This window comes from Vibrio zhanjiangensis, from assembly GCF_030161235.1.
GTDB lineage: Bacteria > Pseudomonadota > Gammaproteobacteria > Enterobacterales > Vibrionaceae > Vibrio > Vibrio zhanjiangensis.
In genome coordinates this window covers 1-15,483 of the sequence record NZ_BSPW01000123.1, presented here as the reverse complement: position 1 = coordinate 15,483, position 15,483 = coordinate 1, and the positions used below count along the sequence as shown (strand labels likewise).

Below are 15,483 nucleotides of genomic sequence, written 5' to 3'. Positions count from 1 at the left end.
AGAGCAAAGGCGGCGAGGCAATATAAGACATAATAGAGCAGTTGGCGCATGAGAAGGGTCCTTAAGGTTGAAGATTGAGTCGTTGTCGAATGGGTGGAATGAAAGTGTGATAGCCAATCGCCAATATCAGCCCCAGTAAGTAGTAAGCCTGAAGAAGCGAATACACATTGTCGATGGTGTACTGGGCGGAATCGACAATCGGAATGGCCTTGACTTTGGAGCCAGGACAGATAGGGCTCGTTTTTACTGTGTGTCTTGGAATGGTGCTGCCATCTTCGCATCCATAGATATTGATGTATCCTTCGGGGGCGCCGCCAAGGGCGGCTGACTGGGCCGCCATGCCGACCACCTTGATGGTGGCAAAGGGCACAAAACCGCCTGCGAGTCCAAGCATGGCCACCCAAAAACAGCCGATGGCGGTGTAGGTCGTCAAAAGATGAAAGGTGAACCGACACCAAGATACAATGCGTGACGGGGTAACTAATGATAATAGGGTGCGTGTGGCGTGTTTCACGGCTTGAATTCCTTAATCTGAGTGGGTGAGAGTGCGCAGGCTGAACGCGCGGATTGGACGATAGCGGCCCTTTGACGGGGTTTCCGCTTGTCGGCTCAAGCCTTGCTGCACGAGCGAAAAAAGACTCGCTCATGCGCGCCCCTTGAGCTTGGGTTTTTATAAAAAGACGCAGTTGCGTTTTCGCCACTGAACGTAACCAAAGTTATCGCCCGTGACAGGGTTGTCGTGGCCTGCTTCCCAAATCGTGGTCGTGGTGGTGTACGGGTGACACCATCCCGCATCAGGAATGGGGGCCGACATTTGGTATCGATAACGGGATTTGGGCAATATGGGCATCGGTGTTTGGTAGCACACTGCGCCATCTTGTCCGTGACTTTCCATGATGATCCCTTGGCGGTGCAGTTTGTAGTTCAGTCGCTCCATGATGAGGGTGCCTGCTTGAATCGGCGTGTCTCGATAGTTGGTGGTGCCGGTTAATGGGTAGGCGCTGCCTTGTGAGCCCAAACACCAAAAGAGCGCATCAAAGGGCAAGACCATGTTGGTCGAGGTGGCCATCGCTTCGGGCACGCACGCCATTTGAGCAAACAGGTTGCCAAAAAGCAGCGCTTCGGGGTTTACAATCAGTGACAGCTCATCGTCATCCCACAGTGGGTCAATTTCGGTCATGTAAGCAATGTCAAAGTTATCCGTGGCCATGCAAGCGGTCGATTGCATCAGCTGCAGCCACCAAATCAGCGGGTACTTGTACCAGTGAGCGTGATAAAACCCGCCATCGCTGCTGTCACTGTCGCGCGCGGTAATGCGCCCCCCAATTTTTTGTTGATTCGCCCCGCCAAGCGACAAGCCCATGTTGACCATGCAGTACGGCACCCTCGTCACATCGGTTAAGGCGTAGGGCTCCCAGTAGCCAATGTTGAGCCCGATTTGCACAAAAATGGGCGGCGGTTTGGGGCAAAACGAAATCGGCATCGAGGGGTTGGACGTGTCGGGGTAGCTTGATGGAAACACGGGCACCGAGCCGATGGTCATTGGAAACATGCACGACCAACAGATATCGCTGATGGGGTTAATGAATTGGCTGACGCACGCAGGCCCTTGGGCGGCGGCCTTGTTGGTCAGGAGAACCAATAACAAGGTGCCAAGACATCGTCTTAAACCGTATCGTTTGAGAAAGGGTTTGGTCATGGACTGTCCTTCTTCGTGGGGGATGACGGCGCGTCATCTAGGGGCAGTGTGGAGACATCAAACTCTTGAACACGCCAGCGCGTCCCGTCTTGCTCAGCCAAGGCAGGTACGTGTTGAAGGTGCAGTTTGCGAGTGAGCGTGCCTTGCTGGTCAAAGTACATGCGCGCCCCAATATCGCTTGCCGTTTCATTCAGTGGGCCGCCTGTTAGGATGTATTTCATCGGCTTGCGGTGCGTAAACGCTTTGGCAAAGGCGAGCTGTCGCGGGTCTCTGGCATCAAAAAACAGCAGCGCCTTGGTGTAGTGCATCTCTGGCAGGGTGTCTTTGACAAACTGAGGCCAAGTGTCTCGGTCAAACGGGTTGATCGTGTCGCCCTTTTTACCAAATAGTCGCCCAGTACTCGGGTCTTTGATGTCAATCGGCAGGGTCACGCTGGGGTTAACCCAAAACCGTTTGGGTGAGGTCGTGGGGCCAATGTCCACAGGGGCGGGGTGATTGGCCGCGTGCGTGACGCGCGCTTTCATCTCTTCTTGCATGTCGGCCAGTTTGCCTGTGCGCTCAAAGTGGGTAAGGCGCGCCTCAATCCAGCGCAGCATGTCGAGCTCGCCAATGGGAAACGTCGGGCCATGTGTGCCAAGGGGTTTTGCAAGCGCGGCGGTTCCAAAAACCGCCAGCGCCAGATACGCCCCTTTACGTAAAGTGCGATTCAAATTCACGAATGTCATCTCCGTAGTAGTGCATCGAGGTTTGGTCGATGGCTTCCATCAAGGGAACGCCTTGCTTGACTAAGTTTTCGCAGTATTCGTATTCATTGGGCTCGGTGGAGTACATGGCGCGCTTAATGGGGTCGGCAAAAAAGCGGTGCCATGTGACGTGCCCGCCCGCTTTGACCCGCACACTGCTGTATCCGGCGTCTTTGGATTTTTCAAAGCGGCGGATCATTTCTTTGTCAAGCGCGCTGAAGGCATCGGGGTTTTGCTGCAGGTAGCTATCAAAGCCTTCGCCTTGGCGCATGATGATGTGAATGTCCGAGTTGTTGTAACAGGCTCTGGCTTCCGCGTTGGCAAAGAAATCGGTGATGCCCTGCGTAACGGTGCAAAAGGAGCCGCCGAATTTTCGCGCGGTGCGGTAGCCGGTATTGATGAACTCTTGCGCTTGTTGGTTGCTGCCTGACATCAAGCTCCATGCTTCCTCGATGATGCACATCTTCGGCGTCGAACGAGAGCCAGAGAGATACATTTGCTGATTGATGGTGACAATCAAGGCAAAAATGACGCTTCGAAGTACGCCTGGCGCAAAGCCATCTAATTCAAGCGTGGTAAAGTGCACGTCAGGGTCGAGCATCGACGGCTTATTAAAGAGGTCGCCGTAAATGCCTTTTTCACAATATTTATTGAGCTGAACGGCAATGTCGCGCACGCGCCGGTCATCCAATTCATCGGCTTTGGCGTACAGCTCGGCTTGCACATGGTCAACCAGTGTGGTGGTGCCGTGCTTTTCCCACGCGCTGGCAATCGCGTCACCTAAGATGTTGGTCTGATAGCCGGTTAACGGCTCATAGGGCGAAGCGATAGTGGCAAAGAGCGCGGTGATGTTATCAAGTGCCTCGGCCATCGGGTCAACCGTATTGCCTTCGTCATCTTCAAACTGCCGCCCCTGCTCAATTTTGCCAAGATGGGTAAAGGGGTTTAAGAAGATGTTCTTGTGCGTCATGTAGGCCCCTTTGAGCATCAAGGTGAGCTTTTTGTAGCTCGACCCCTTGTCGAGTATCCACACCTTGCCGCCCATGGCGTGCGTGACGCGGGCAATCTCCTGAACCAAAAACGATTTGCCCGCCCCTGAGCCCCCTGTTAAGGCAATGTTTTGATTGTCGCTGCCACAATCAAAGACATTGAGATAAGAGAGCTGCTGGCGCATGGTCGGCAGTAGGACGCCTGGCTTTAAGCGCTTAAAATCGAGCACCATCGGAAAGAAGTTGACCAGATTGGAGCTTTTGACTTTCCAGATGCGTCCGGCCTTGTGCGCGTCTTCCCAAAACCCATCGCTCATCATAAACGGCAAGATGGAGAGCAAAGATTGCGATTGCAGCATGTTGAGCTTAATCATGTTCAATCCCGCGCCAAAAAAGGCGTTTCTCGCCGCTTGCGTGTCTTTTCGCTGGCGCGCTGCACTGGTAAAGAGGGTTAGGGTCAGCGCCATCGAGGTGATGCAAAACTCTTTTTTGGCCATGCCGTTTTGTATCTCTTGGCGCTCATCGAGCTCTTCTTTGGCAAAGGGCGCGAGTAGGCGCATTTTCGATTCGACGGTTTTGACCAAATCGGTGATTTTCGAGTTGTTGTCGGCCTCTTCTTTGGCCGTAGACTCGCAGCGAAAGTTTAGGGTTAACACGTGCGGGCAAATCAGCGCGCGGTTGATGTGTCTGAGCGAGGCAAAACACTCGGGCAGCCCATACAAGCGAAAGTCCTTGGGCAGTTTGGACAGTCCCATACTGACCACGCGCGTTTCCACGTCGTCCCCCTCGTCTGAGGTGTGGCGCATGGCCAGATGGTCACGGCGAAACAAACATTCGGTGTCTCTGGCGAGCGCTTGCCTGTGCAGCGAATCGAGCGGGTTGTAGTCTCGCACGATGGGGCGGTCTTGTTTGGGGTTGAAGTTGACAATATCGCCCACATGGGTAATGAGTGCTTCGGGCGTGACAGGCAGAAACTGCACGCCGAGTTGACCGAGCGAGGTCTCAATCTCGCTGCGCACGTCTTTGATTTCCTCAAGGCTTGACTCCTTGGTGGAGACAAAGAAATACGCATCGTAGTCCCGAAGGTCAAAATGGTTGTTGTGCTGGCGATGGAAAAACCCATTTTTGGCCGCGTAGTGGGCGTACTTGGCGTCGCGCTCAGCCATTTCAGCCAGAACGCCGCCGCGCTTGCTCATCTCGCGCTGATTGGCATCAATATAGTGACTGACGCGGTTGTGGCCAACCAATTGTAACTGATAGTCCCACTTTTTGCCTTGCGGCAAGGTCATGACCATATCGTTGAGCGAGGCGATGAGCGCATCGTTCGCCCCGCCCAGCACGCTCAGGCGAAGCCCAAAGCCGCGTGAGCTTTTGTTGTTAAACAGACCTTCTATCATGTCGAAGGTGCGATAGGGCAATTCGGCGTGCAGCTGGTTTTGCTCGGTTTTGGCGTCGGCGTAAATGCCCGCCAATCCTTGCCGCGCCTTTTTGAGTGACGGCGGTGACGTTAAGCGCATGGATTAATCCTTCTTGATGTCTTGTACGGGTTTACCGCTCCACTGGCTATCACTGAGCACAAAGTAAATGTCGAGCGTGTCTACGTAGTGTTTGCCTTCACTTGTCACGAAAGGAAAGATGGTGATTTTTCGCTTTACATCCTGTGTGCGCTCGGGCTGGCCATATCGGTCTCGCCGCGGGAGCAAGGTAAACACGTTGGTGTGTGTTGGCGCTGATATCTGCGGCGTGTTGGACTCGCCGCTGGCAAAGCCGTCAATGTGTTGCCTGACCTCATCCATGGTGATGCAGCCAGAGACGCCGCCTACTTTGTCGCAGCTAAAGTCTTCGCCAAGGCCTGCGGCGCAGCCAGAGAGCAGGCACAGCAGGGACAAGGCCATGATGAGAGATTTCATTATCCTTTCCTTTTTAGTGTTAAATAACGTGAAATGGGGTTATTCCACTTGGCCAAACGAGGACGCGCTGAGGCCACTGCTGGCCATTTGCTGCGCCAGTGGGTTGATAGCGCTTTCTGAAGACGTGGCGGGGGCCGCGCCAAGGATGCTCATAAAGCCGTTGGTGGGGGCGCGCTTAGCTTCCTCTTCGGCGTTGACTTTGGCCTCGTATTCATCCGCCAGTAAGGGGTCAAGCGGAAAGCCTTTAAGAAAGACAATGTTGACAAGGCCCCCTGGGTTGATTTCCACGATGGGGTGATACAACTCCGCCAACTTGATGTAGTAATCAGCGAGTTTGCTGCCCACACTGGAGGTGGCATTGCCCAGAAGGTTGAGTAATGCGTCACTGCTTTGGATGGTTTGTGAGGGGCCGAGCGCGGTTGGCGTGGTGGTTTGAGAGAGCGCTTTGCCCGTTTCACCAATCCCCGTCAAGATGCCGGAGATGCCCGCCATCTCAACGATGTCGCCGTTTTTCAAAATGGTGGTGCCGCGAATGCCGTTGCGTCCAAAGTTAAATGCGGTGCCTTGTACGGGAATGTCCAAGATGCCCTTATCAGGTTGAACGCAGCTTATCCGAGCGGTGCGAACAATGCCGCGGCTGGCTGAGATTTCGCCGTACACCGAGCCTGTGATGGTGCAGTTGTCAAGCTTTGAGTGCTCGCCGTTTGGCAAAATGCCGTCGTTGACGGTTTGAAACACAATCGGCGCGGTATCGCCTTGGCCACTGACCCCCGCGTTGGCATCGGCCCCACCTGAAATGACGGCGGTGACAAAGGTGCCTGTGGGCACGTAGTTGTCAGTCGTGCGTTTCGCTTTAGCCTCGGTGATGGTCGCGTCCCATTCAAAGGTGCTGATGTCAAAGTCGGTCGGGCTTGCGACCGTTTGCGCTTCGCGCTGATACGTAAACGTGTCCACTTCGGGGTCTTGGGCGTCGTAGCGCCCTTGGGTCACATTGGGCAAGCGCCCGTTGTAGTCCCCCAATCGCTCACCCTGACCATTGACCGCATTGTGGGCTGCGTTTTGCTCGGTCAGCTGCGCCTGAAGCGATTGTTTTAGTGCTTCGACCTCTTGAAGCTGCGATTCCCATTCGCGCTTGAGCGCGTCCAGCTCAGGGTTTGTGGGGCTGTCTTGTTCCCTGAGATTGTCAAAGCCGCTTTGAATGTCTTTGGCCAAGTCGCTCATTTCCTTTTGCAGCGTGGACACCGATTGGCTCATTTGCTCAATTTGCAGCTGCTGCAGAGACAGCGCGCTTTGATTGTCTTTGTCGGTAAAGGTGTCATCCACTACCGCGCCAAAGGCCACCTCTGAGGTGGGCGGCGCCTCGACGTTGGCTGAGACCGGTTGCATCCACATCCAAGCCACAAACCCGCCCGCCCCGAGCACGCCGAGCACGGTAGTGGTGATGGTGCGATTGAGTTTGGACGTTGAGGCGTTAATCGTTGCACCGTCATTAAAATCGCCTTTGGGCTCGCTGAACTTGGCGAGCCATTTGTCTTTGAGTTCATTGAGCATACTGCGCGCCTCCTCCGGTGATGAGATAGAGCGACGTGGACTCGCCTGGGGCGAGGGTGTAACGGTCTAGCGCCGCACTGCGGGCAGATACGCTGTAGAACTGCGCTGTGGTCAGCGTTTGGGTGCGCTCGGTAGCGTTAGTGACCTCATACAAAATGCCCGAATAGTCTTTGCCAGAGAACACCACTTTGGGGGTAAGCGGCAAAGGCCCATCGTCTTTTGGCAAGGTATCTGGGTCTACAGGGTGAATACGTACCCCAGAGATGGGGGCGGGGTGCTGGCGGTAGCGCATCATGGCTTTGGTGAATTCGGTCAGCGCAATCGGGTAATCAAACCCACGCTCAAAATACGAGGGCTCATCAAGATGGCGCTGATTGTAAGTGAGCTCAACAATTTTGCCAGGCACGGCTTTAGGGTTTATCAAAAGGGCCAGTAGCCGACCTTTTTCTGTGGCCACTTGCGCGGTGAACGGCGCTTGTATGCCAAGGTTAAGATTGACGGTGCCAAACTTGTCTTTGGGGTTGGCCTGTGAGGAGCAAAACCCTGGCGGGCAGGTGATGGAAACAATGCGGTCATGGCTTACCCGCAGCGTGTTCACATCAAGGCTCGATAACGTCAGGCTGATGGTGTCGCCATCGTCAAAAGCATGGACGGCTTTTGGGGTGTTTCCTGCCAGCACAAGAAAGGGCGTGAGCAGGGTAAGCCAGAGAAGGTGCGTCATGATATCGGCTCCACTTTTTGGATGGTGAGTAGTGTGATTTCGCCACGGTAGGCCATCGACACTTGGTAGGTAACGGTTTCGGGCTGAAGAGGTCGAATGCCGACGTATTTTTTTAGCGTGCCCGTTAAGCGCACTTCCAAGGTTTCCAATGACACTTCGATGTGTTCGATGTCAAAGACACTGGAAATGTTACCTTGTTTGATTTGCGTGGCTTCGCGCGTGAGCGCTGGCTGAATCGTTGACCAATCTTTTGTACTGACGTAGCTGAGCAGCCGAGAGTGTTTTCTATCCACCGAGGCAGGCGTGACGTTGAGCTTGAGCGCCAGAAAGTACTCCGCCATTTGCTCCAAATACGCCGCATCAACGGCCCCGTCCGACACCGTAAAGGCTTTGGATATTAAAGGGGGAAGGAGTGTGCGGCTTTTGTACATGGACATGTTATAAATCGCCGCGCCAAGACCTAAGTTAACGAGCAGCATGACGCCAAAGCCTGTCGCCAAGAACGCATTGAGCACGCTTTTGAGTTTGAGTTTTTCATCTTCGATGTATGAGTCCAAGTAGGCCTCCTTAGAAAATCCAGTAGCGGCGCTCGGCCGCGGGGGTGCGCTTAAAATAGGTTTTGCTGAGCCAAGCTTCAGACCACCAATAGAAGGTGATGGCAATGACGCTCTCGCCGTACGCAGTTTTTAATGTGCGAAGGCCCGTGAACCAAGCAAAGCCCAGCGCAAGTCCGACTAGGGCATCGACTTTCCAAAAGCACAATCCGAACAAGACAAGTGCGGGGACGATTTCGTCTCGCGGAAAGCCCGCGAGACGTTTGCCTTTGTTCAGGTGGCTAGGGATACCAAAAAAAAGGCGGGGGTTTTCCATTAGGCCAGACCCACCATTGGTGCCGCGAACGACCATAAAATATTGCCTACGGCAAAACCGCCTGCGGCAACAAACCAGTTACGTGACATCCAGCCCATCACTAAAGCGCCGACAAGACCTGAAGTGAGCATGGCCATTTCTATCGTAGAGCCTTTCCCTGCCGAGGCTTTGATAACCTCTTTACCGCTCGCAAATACATCGTCTGCGGCAAGCGCGGGGTGAGCGGCGACAAGCGCCAGTGCGCCAAGGGTAAGCGCCGCTCCAAGGATGGAGCGGGACTTAGAAGGTGTGTTCATAGTATTTGTCCTTTTATTAGGGTTAAAAAAATGGATAAGGTTGGGGTTAAGGATTACGGCGTTTGGATAAGCCAGCAGAAGTTTTTGCTGAGCTGCATCCAAAATGCCGGTTGGCGGCAAAGCCGCTCAGGGAGGTCTTGAAACTTATTGACGAAGATGACCGCGTTGCCTTTGATGAGCAGCTTTTCCAGTGTGGCTTCGTCACACAATAATCCTTCGTCGATGAGATAAAAGGCGTCATCGACGGGCTCAAACGAGACCGAATGAAAAGTCCAGCTTCCGTCTGGGGCGCTGTCGATAAGCTGCGCATGGGGAAAGCGAAGTTTGAGCAGTGCCGCTAAGGTGCTTTTGCCAAATCCCGCGCGTCCTTCGATAATCAGGCAATGGGGTTTTGTGTAGGCTTTGCGTTTGTTGAGCGTGGCTTGAATGGCGCTCATCTGAGGGGCCAAGTCTACGTCGGGGCCGTCCGTGCGATGGTGGTGAACCTTATTTGTCGGGTTCATTCTGTCTCCTTTAAAAAATAGGCAGAGGTAAACGTCACTAGGGCCATCGAGAGTGAGTCGATGGCCCTAGTGGTTACGTAACGAAGGGGTGATGGCGCGAGCGTCACCGGATGTTAGATTAAGAGATAGCTAAGCTGGTACTATTTGTTTGAGGATTCTATTTATCTAATCCATTGCAGATCTTTGAGGGGATTTAGTCCCACTTCTTGACACTCTCTCCATGTTTCAATCTTTCTTCGAACTGCGGCTTGTTTTTTTGCCGTCTGTTCTTCCTTTTTGTTTCGATAATATGAATGCTTACTCATGTTATCATTCCTTAGTGATTTATTTGTTGATATGCGGAAAGGACATGTTTTTTCTTAACAAATTTCGACCAACTACTTTCAGATAGTTGGGTCTTAATTTCATTCTTCTTATAACGTTTCAATCGGCGACGCCATTTTGGAGATGATCTTAACTGTACAGTTTCTCCATGCTGAACTCGTGGGGGGCGAGTTGAAGGTCTCAGGTGTACAGGATGAACTGCGAAACCTTCAAAGTTAACATGAGAAATAGGGGTTTTTAGTGTGTTAGGGCTATCGACCAGTGCAGCGAAAAGTGAAACACCGTCAATTTTACCGTATGTTTTAATAGATTTAATTTGGGTGCCTTCATCTAAGTGCTGACCAATAAGTTGACGAGGTTCAACACATGATGTTTTGGCAATAACGATGGTGAGCATAGAAGCGCCTCCTTAGAGATTTCCTGTATATTTTCTTAGAAAACACACAGGAAATGAGCACCTACTCAGTGCTCTCGCCACTATACGGGCTTGTGAGTTCCTAGTGGTGGAACTCTTTTTTCGACATATTCCCGACCCTGGCGGCATCGGCCAACGCCTGTCTTTATCATTTTTCAGATTGGCGTTCACATGCTCTGTTTATTTTTATGTTCAGGTCTGATGACCTCCCAGGCCGCGAAGCCACGTCCTGTCGAGTGTGTTGTTGCCATATTCATTCAGCCCTCAAAATATGGCATGGTGGCTTTTGGCTACCCAACCGGTTATCTAATATAGATAACTAAATTTCTATAACTTCCAATCTGGAAAACGCTTGAGGTGATCTTCTAGTCGAAGTTTTGCCTCGCATTTTTTACGGCGCTGAGCTCGCTTTGCAGATTGAGTCAGTGTTTCATTGGACTGGCCACTAATAGTAAAAGCCACGCCAACTGCTTTGTAAAACTGCTCAGGTTTAGATTTGAAATCCATACAAAACCTACCGAATCTATAAAAAATGTTTTGAATGTAAGCTAACCACTTCTCACATTCATCATATATGTAAACACATTCACTTAAATAATGTCAACAAAGTTTACATATGATGCCGTTATTGATTACTTTGTTACTTTTTTTCTGAAAACTAAGTGAATGTTTGTATTTTTGGTGTCAGAATGTAATTGACGGTGAATAGATAGCCTAGTTTTGGAGAGTAAGGTGCTGTTTAAAAAGGACCCTATGAGTACTATTGGTGATCGTGTAAAGATGGCGATACATAGTCGAGGTAAGAGCCCTGCAGATATAGAAAGAGAAACAGGTATAGCTAAGAGTTATATCTCTAGGGTTATAAACAACAAGATAACCAGCCCGAAAAAATTCATAAAACAGATTTCAGAACATTTACTCATTTCGGAAGAGTGGATCTTAACTGGGACTGGGAACATTGATGTTGACCCAAAAAATTCAGTTAAGGTATTTGATATATTAGAAAATAAATATTCAGGTAATATAGTAATTTATAATCTCAGCAAAATTGAAGGAAGTGTAAGTGCTTGGAAAGGCTTTACATTCCCGCCATTTAGTAAAGAATCTATTTTGATTACCATCCCAGAAAGCAGCAACTCAAATGGTGATTATTTGATAAAGAATAATGATGGAATATATTTGGCTATTAGATATAATGATGAATACGAATCTAGATGGATTTTTAAGAATGGCTTAAAAATCATTGAAAATATTAGAAATTATGATGTTATAGGCATCGTTATTGCAGCTATTATTGATGATAGAATAAAAACAATAGAGATATAGAATGAATCTTAATATATATAAAATCAACGATCAGAACGTCGAATACACTGATTCAAAGGGTAGAGAATTAAAATCATCACTATCGTATATAATTGAAAGTCAAATGATAGAGTATTTTGATAAAGATGATCAAATTCTCTTATGTAAAGAGTATAAGGAAAAGTGCAAGTCGGATTTGGTTGTGGAGGATGGCCTTTGGGGTGGAGTATCTATATACAAAGTAGCAAATACATCCTATCTGAGTGCGCTTAGGTGCCTTTTCTATATGTGCATGATAGTCTCAGTTTTGTTGGCGCCTAGAGAGGTTGAAATACTAGGGTTAAAACAACCAGGTGGAATCGTATTTTTCTGTCTATCGTTTCTTTTTATAGATACAATATGCCAATCCTACGGCTATATTGCTGCGAGAAAAACATTGTGGATTAACGCCCTTCTTATGTTTATCTCTGGAGGGCTTTTATATATATCATCACTTCTTCCGTCTGTATCAGATGACTCTAGTTTCCAAACCGTTGTTTTTAGTGGAATGGTGAAGTTATGTTTTATCAATGGATTTTGTTCTTTAATCGCAGATCAGATAAATGCGATTGTTTTTAGAAGAGTAAAGTATATAACTAGAAATAAGGCATTATGGTTTAGGTCTGTCTTGTCAACATTTATCAGCCAGTTTTTCTTTACTATTTTATGGATATCGTTTTTTAAATATAGCAAACTTTTAAATATAGATACCTATTTGTTTATTTTATCAAATTTCCAAATAAAAGTTATTTTTTCTATTGCTATGATACCATTATTGTGCATGTCAGTATGTTACTTAAATAGAAAGATTAAATTTTGAATGGTAATTAAGGAGTGAGTTTCTCACATCAACCTATCGAGATCATTACAGATCTATTTCTGAGTAGTGCGTTAATGCGTAGAGTTGTATTAATTTATAATGGATGCTCATTTTTTTTACTTATACTATTGAAATGTTCGTATTTTAGGTTCATAATATACGAGTAGATTGCTGAGTGTCACCACCTAGTGTGGGCGCAGCTACCTAGAAACTAGGTAGTGATATTTAGTAATCACAAAGAACATGTTAAGGGTGGTACCTTAACGTATAGTGTTCCTTCAAAGCCCAAGCTTTCCAGACGGAGTTTGGGCTTTGTCGTTTTAGGCTTGATATCACTTTTCGTGATCTTTGATTTGCATATTTATCACTATTCTCTTATAGTTATGACGTTGATTGGCCTAACCAACCGATCATTACCTCAATCGTCTGGATGAAAATATGATCTTACTTCGATGTGGTCGTCATGTGCGACTAAAAAAAATTAGACACAGTCAAGTTCCCAATTTCTCTGATGGTGCGATAGCGTACTTTGAGAGCTATGGTGAGGTGGCGTGTCGTGAACTCTTATAACCCCACTTTCTCTGTTTTAGCCTCTTGCTGCCTAAGCATGCGTAGATCATTTTTAGATCTTTGTTCTTTCGGCAGTGATTACTTATATTCGTTCATTTTCTGGGGAATATACGTATGCAAGTTCAATATAAAAATGCCAAGCGACTTGTCAAGTCAGGTCGCTTGGCATTTTTTATATGAAATAGGCTTGTTTGTTCACTTTTGTGGCCGCAAAAATGAACAACGGATATGTATGTCCCAAAAACATACACACTGCAAACTCAACACAAGGAGGCTGTCATGTAGCTAATGTTTTCCCCCAAACAGGAATGCAAGTAAAAAGACTTGCTGATTAAGACTACTGGTCGCCAAAACTACTTGTTGGTTGCTTTTTTATTGTAATCAATGAGGGGGTTTTTGCAACCCTAACAAAGCCATTATTATGGAAGAATTGATTACAATACCCAGAAAAGAGCGATTAACGAACGCTCAACGCTTGATTGATGAAGCCCCGTACTATTCGAGATGCAGTACAAATAAAACGGCGGCAAACATCAAACCTCGTAAGATCGCTATGCGCTATCCCTATATGGGAGTGAATCGCAACGATATGGTGTCATGGCTTGTGTTTGATATAGACCATGCTCATCTTGCCATTCCCAACCCATATGTATGGCAAGATGCCAACCTGCCCCCTCCTAATCTTATTGTGCGTAATAGGCGCAGTAATAAGGCGCATCTGTATTACGCAATCCCCCCTGTTTGCGTGTCTGATAAAGCCAGAGCAAAACCGATTCAGTATATGAAAGCCATCTACAAAGCTATGGCCACTCGACTTGAGTCGGATGGGCAGTATTCTGGTCCTATGGCCAAAACGCCCTTTCACCCTTGGTGGCTAAAAGAGTTAGCGGATACGTCGCATTCACGTCATTGTACCTTGTTTGACCACCTTCGGTACTTTGCGTACTCGATCGCCAACAAAGAACGTGACCAAGGAACCTATGAACCCTTTAAAAATCGGGTGCATCACTATGCTTCAGCTAAGAATCATTTTGTTGAGCAAGGCTTTGATGCAAACCTACCAGAAAGCTCTATTAAGACAAGGGTGAAAAGCGTCGCTCGCTGGACCTGGGACCACTACACGGGGCGTAGTGACTGTAATCGTTATGTTATGCAGCTATCCCCTACTTTCCCCTTGAGCGAAAAACAATCTTTGGCCGAAGCGACTCATCAACAACGAAGTAAAAAAACGTTACAGCGTATCTTTATCGCGATTCGTCAGTTATTGGAGTCTAAGGCTGATATTTCATTCTCTGAGACAGCTTATTGGTGAAAGGCTTATCGGTGCATGTTTCTTAAGCATTCACTGATAAGCCTTTCACTAGATAAATGATTAACGGGTTTAAAAGGCACTTATTACCCAATAAAACCAAGTGCAAATTTAGTGACTCTAGCGTTACGGGTGGTTATAGAGACAGGTGGGCGCTAGGGACAAAGAGAGCAACCAAACACAGTCCGGCGGTTGCTAGCGGTTGGTGCAAATCACAGAGAGCGTATGTTGGGGAAACCCTCGCGTGACACTCTGGCGAGAGGCATAGAGCGAGTATTCTCCTCCTCTATTGATTTGCGGTACGTGGCTAGGAAGGGAGTTGTAGAAGCTTGTTAGGCTGACAAGTGGAGACTCTAAATACGTACAGGTAGAGAGAGACTACGCACTGGATGATTCCTTTTCGACCCGACGGGCGTAAGGACATTTAAGGAAAACCACTACCTGCGCAGTGAGCGAATAGAAGCCTGCGTGGGTAAGGGTTAATTTTACCTAAAATCAAGCCTTTCTCACCTCTGAGCGTAACTATCCACTTCTTAATTTCAAGCAATACCTTGGGGTTATAAATACGAAAAGTGAAAATGTATTCAAAAAAGTGAATACCTAAATTTTATTACGATGGTTAGGTGTTGAAGTTAAGGTAAGGTTGGGAATAAAGAGAGTGAGTTTTGTTATTAGTGAGACTGCTGCAGTGGGAAAATTGTCATGGATGTCTACATATTATTGGATGGTGATTTTGAATAGTGATGCTTGAGCCTGGGCTTGGTCGCTACTTTGATTCTGGTGATAGGCACCGGTTATTTCATGCTGCTCACCAGATCTCTAATGTGTTACTCGATTTTATAGAACGGCGACCTATAGAGATTGAACAAGGCATTTATCCTGGTCCTAATCCAGTCGTGGGCTGTATCGATAGGCTTTATGGTAGATGAATAGAAGAAAAATATTTGGGTTTGACTACTCACTCAGACGAGATTTAGGATTCAGTTTTTTTCTGAGCTCTAGATCTGCTTTAAAGTGAATTACGTGTTTTTCCTTAACTCTAATGTCTTGACCTCTTCTATTCTCTGTTGATTTTTCAGGTCGAGTCTTGATAAAAAACTTACCCACTTTTGGTAATTGAATGAATTCGTGGTTTAAGAGTGCTAATGACATCTCATCAAATATGACGCCAGCCAATGCCTCGACTTGTTTGTAATCGAGATTGTATTTTTCTGAGATCCTTTTGATCAGCTCAATGTTTTCCATCGCAAGTTCACTTTTTTAAATGGTGCTAGGATATTACACACTTTCAGTACAGCACTCCATTGCTCTATTCACAAATCTCCCTATTTTAGAAGGAAAATAGACAGTTTTATAGGGGTATTGCGCCCAATTCACCGATAAGTTCCACCTAATCCTATTTCATCAATATTTTCATAT

The 15,483-nt window shown here is 48.0% G+C and carries 19 protein-coding genes; 4 read left to right on the top strand and 15 right to left on the bottom strand.

Annotation, left to right across the window (positions count from 1 at the left end; translation table 11 throughout):
- Nucleotides 1-61: 61 nt before the first annotated feature.
- The 14 genes from QQK21_RS21945 to QQK21_RS21880 all read right to left on the bottom strand — a co-directional run bounded on the left by QQK21_RS21945 (nt 62) and on the right by QQK21_RS21880 (nt 10,528).
- Nucleotides 62-340 (bottom strand): hypothetical protein, encoded by a 279-nt coding sequence (locus QQK21_RS21945; protein WP_284194305.1) that lies wholly within the window; start codon nt 338-340, stop codon nt 62-64.
- A 330-nt stretch (nt 341-670) separates the two neighbouring features.
- Nucleotides 671-1,699: a conjugal transfer pilus assembly protein TraU gene (gene traU, locus QQK21_RS21940; protein WP_284194304.1), complete on the bottom strand. Its 1,029-nt coding sequence runs from the start codon at nt 1,697-1,699 to the stop codon at nt 671-673.
- Nucleotides 1,696-2,424, bottom strand: coding sequence for a type-F conjugative transfer system protein TraW (gene traW, locus QQK21_RS21935; protein ID WP_431313156.1), 729 nt, complete (start codon nt 2,422-2,424; stop codon nt 1,696-1,698). Before traW ends, traU begins: the two co-directional genes overlap by 4 nt.
- Nucleotides 2,390-4,948, bottom strand: coding sequence for a type IV secretion system protein TraC (gene traC, locus QQK21_RS21930; RefSeq protein ID WP_284194303.1), 2,559 nt, complete (start codon nt 4,946-4,948; stop codon nt 2,390-2,392). The genes traW and traC overlap by 35 nt, the downstream gene beginning before the upstream one ends.
- 3 nt (nt 4,949-4,951) lie before the next feature.
- Entirely contained in the window at nt 4,952-5,341 is a 390-nt protein-coding gene (gene traV, locus QQK21_RS21925; RefSeq protein WP_284194302.1) for a type IV conjugative transfer system lipoprotein TraV, read from the bottom strand.
- 39 nt (nt 5,342-5,380) lie between these two features.
- Nucleotides 5,381-6,892 carry a TraB/TrbI/VirB10 family type IV secretion system protein gene (locus QQK21_RS21920; RefSeq protein WP_284194301.1) on the bottom strand — a complete coding sequence of 504 codons (1,512 nt, stop codon included), beginning with the start codon at nt 6,890-6,892 and terminating at the stop codon, nt 5,381-5,383.
- On the bottom strand, nt 6,882-7,613 hold the full coding sequence (gene traK, locus QQK21_RS21915; protein WP_284194300.1) for a type-F conjugative transfer system secretin TraK: 732 nt from the start codon (nt 7,611-7,613) through the stop codon (nt 6,882-6,884). Before traK ends, QQK21_RS21920 begins: the two co-directional genes overlap by 11 nt.
- The gene (gene traE, locus QQK21_RS21910) at nt 7,610-8,170 is read right to left on the bottom strand and encodes a type IV conjugative transfer system protein TraE (RefSeq protein ID WP_284194299.1); all 561 of its coding nucleotides are present in this window, start codon (nt 8,168-8,170) and stop codon (nt 7,610-7,612) included. Before traE ends, traK begins: the two co-directional genes overlap by 4 nt.
- A 10-nt stretch (nt 8,171-8,180) precedes the next feature.
- On the bottom strand, nt 8,181-8,483 hold the full coding sequence (gene traL, locus QQK21_RS21905; RefSeq protein WP_284194298.1) for a type IV conjugative transfer system protein TraL: 303 nt from the start codon (nt 8,481-8,483) through the stop codon (nt 8,181-8,183).
- Nucleotides 8,483-8,779 carry a type IV conjugative transfer system pilin TraA gene (gene traA / locus QQK21_RS21900; RefSeq protein WP_284194297.1) on the bottom strand — a complete coding sequence of 99 codons (297 nt, stop codon included), beginning with the start codon at nt 8,777-8,779 and terminating at the stop codon, nt 8,483-8,485. Before traA ends, traL begins: the two co-directional genes overlap by 1 nt.
- A gap of 53 nt (nt 8,780-8,832) precedes the next feature.
- Nucleotides 8,833-9,282: a hypothetical protein gene (locus QQK21_RS21895; RefSeq protein ID WP_284194296.1), complete on the bottom strand. Its 450-nt coding sequence runs from the start codon at nt 9,280-9,282 to the stop codon at nt 8,833-8,835.
- A gap of 161 nt (nt 9,283-9,443) precedes the next feature.
- A complete protein-coding gene (locus QQK21_RS21890; protein WP_284194295.1) occupies nt 9,444-9,587 on the bottom strand; it encodes a hypothetical protein in 144 nt (47 codons plus the stop codon).
- A gap of 11 nt (nt 9,588-9,598) precedes the next feature.
- Nucleotides 9,599-10,003: a hypothetical protein gene (locus QQK21_RS21885; RefSeq protein ID WP_284194294.1), complete on the bottom strand. Its 405-nt coding sequence runs from the start codon at nt 10,001-10,003 to the stop codon at nt 9,599-9,601.
- A 345-nt stretch (nt 10,004-10,348) separates the two neighbouring features.
- Nucleotides 10,349-10,528 (bottom strand): TraY domain-containing protein, encoded by a 180-nt coding sequence (locus QQK21_RS21880; RefSeq protein ID WP_284194293.1) that lies wholly within the window; start codon nt 10,526-10,528, stop codon nt 10,349-10,351.
- 246 nt (nt 10,529-10,774) lie between these two features.
- Between QQK21_RS21880 and QQK21_RS21875 the strand changes: the two genes are divergently transcribed.
- The 4 genes from QQK21_RS21875 to QQK21_RS21860 all read left to right on the top strand — a co-directional run bounded on the left by QQK21_RS21875 (nt 10,775) and on the right by QQK21_RS21860 (nt 14,993).
- A complete protein-coding gene (locus QQK21_RS21875) occupies nt 10,775-11,347 on the top strand; it encodes a helix-turn-helix domain-containing protein (protein ID WP_284194292.1) in 573 nt (190 codons plus the stop codon).
- Between the two features lies 1 nt (nt 11,348).
- Entirely contained in the window at nt 11,349-12,185 is an 837-nt protein-coding gene (locus tag QQK21_RS21870; RefSeq protein WP_284194291.1) for a VUT family protein, read from the top strand.
- 991 nt (nt 12,186-13,176) lie between these two features.
- Nucleotides 13,177-14,067: a replication initiation protein gene (locus tag QQK21_RS21865; RefSeq protein WP_284194290.1), complete on the top strand. Its 891-nt coding sequence runs from the start codon at nt 13,177-13,179 to the stop codon at nt 14,065-14,067.
- A gap of 737 nt (nt 14,068-14,804) precedes the next feature.
- Nucleotides 14,805-14,993: a hypothetical protein gene (locus QQK21_RS21860; protein ID WP_284194289.1), complete on the top strand. Its 189-nt coding sequence runs from the start codon at nt 14,805-14,807 to the stop codon at nt 14,991-14,993.
- 25 nt (nt 14,994-15,018) lie between these two features.
- Here QQK21_RS21860 and QQK21_RS21855 read toward each other — a convergent pair whose 3' ends face one another.
- Nucleotides 15,019-15,309, bottom strand: coding sequence for an HU family DNA-binding protein (locus QQK21_RS21855; protein ID WP_284194288.1), 291 nt, complete (start codon nt 15,307-15,309; stop codon nt 15,019-15,021).
- Nucleotides 15,310-15,483: the final 174 nt, after the last annotated feature.

Bases quoted from the DNA above. Each gene is read 5' to 3' on its own strand.
- QQK21_RS21945 (WP_284194305.1), bottom strand. From the start codon at position 340: ATGGCGGCCCAGTCAGCCGCCCTTGGCGGCGCCCCCGAAGGATACATC.
- traU (WP_284194304.1), bottom strand. From the start codon at position 1,699: ATGACCAAACCCTTTCTCAAACGATACGGTTTAAGACGATGTCTTGGC.
- traW (WP_431313156.1), bottom strand. From the start codon at position 2,424: ATGACATTCGTGAATTTGAATCGCACTTTACGTAAAGGGGCGTATCTG.
- traC (WP_284194303.1), bottom strand. From the start codon at position 4,948: ATGCGCTTAACGTCACCGCCGTCACTCAAAAAGGCGCGGCAAGGATTG.
- traV (WP_284194302.1), bottom strand. From the start codon at position 5,341: ATGAAATCTCTCATCATGGCCTTGTCCCTGCTGTGCCTGCTCTCTGGC.
- QQK21_RS21920 (WP_284194301.1), bottom strand. From the start codon at position 6,892: ATGCTCAATGAACTCAAAGACAAATGGCTCGCCAAGTTCAGCGAGCCC.
- traK (WP_284194300.1), bottom strand. From the start codon at position 7,613: ATGACGCACCTTCTCTGGCTTACCCTGCTCACGCCCTTTCTTGTGCTG.
- traL (WP_284194298.1), bottom strand. From the start codon at position 8,483: ATGGAAAACCCCCGCCTTTTTTTTGGTATCCCTAGCCACCTGAACAAA.
- traA (WP_284194297.1), bottom strand. From the start codon at position 8,779: ATGAACACACCTTCTAAGTCCCGCTCCATCCTTGGAGCGGCGCTTACC.
- QQK21_RS21895 (WP_284194296.1), bottom strand. From the start codon at position 9,282: ATGAACCCGACAAATAAGGTTCACCACCATCGCACGGACGGCCCCGAC.
- QQK21_RS21890 (WP_284194295.1), bottom strand. From the start codon at position 9,587: ATGAGTAAGCATTCATATTATCGAAACAAAAAGGAAGAACAGACGGCA.
- QQK21_RS21885 (WP_284194294.1), bottom strand. From the start codon at position 10,003: ATGCTCACCATCGTTATTGCCAAAACATCATGTGTTGAACCTCGTCAA.
- QQK21_RS21880 (WP_284194293.1), bottom strand. From the start codon at position 10,528: ATGGATTTCAAATCTAAACCTGAGCAGTTTTACAAAGCAGTTGGCGTG.
- QQK21_RS21875 (WP_284194292.1), top strand. From the start codon at position 10,775: ATGAGTACTATTGGTGATCGTGTAAAGATGGCGATACATAGTCGAGGT.
- QQK21_RS21870 (WP_284194291.1), top strand. From the start codon at position 11,349: ATGAATCTTAATATATATAAAATCAACGATCAGAACGTCGAATACACT.
- QQK21_RS21865 (WP_284194290.1), top strand. From the start codon at position 13,177: ATGGAAGAATTGATTACAATACCCAGAAAAGAGCGATTAACGAACGCT.
- QQK21_RS21855 (WP_284194288.1), bottom strand. From the start codon at position 15,309: ATGGAAAACATTGAGCTGATCAAAAGGATCTCAGAAAAATACAATCTC.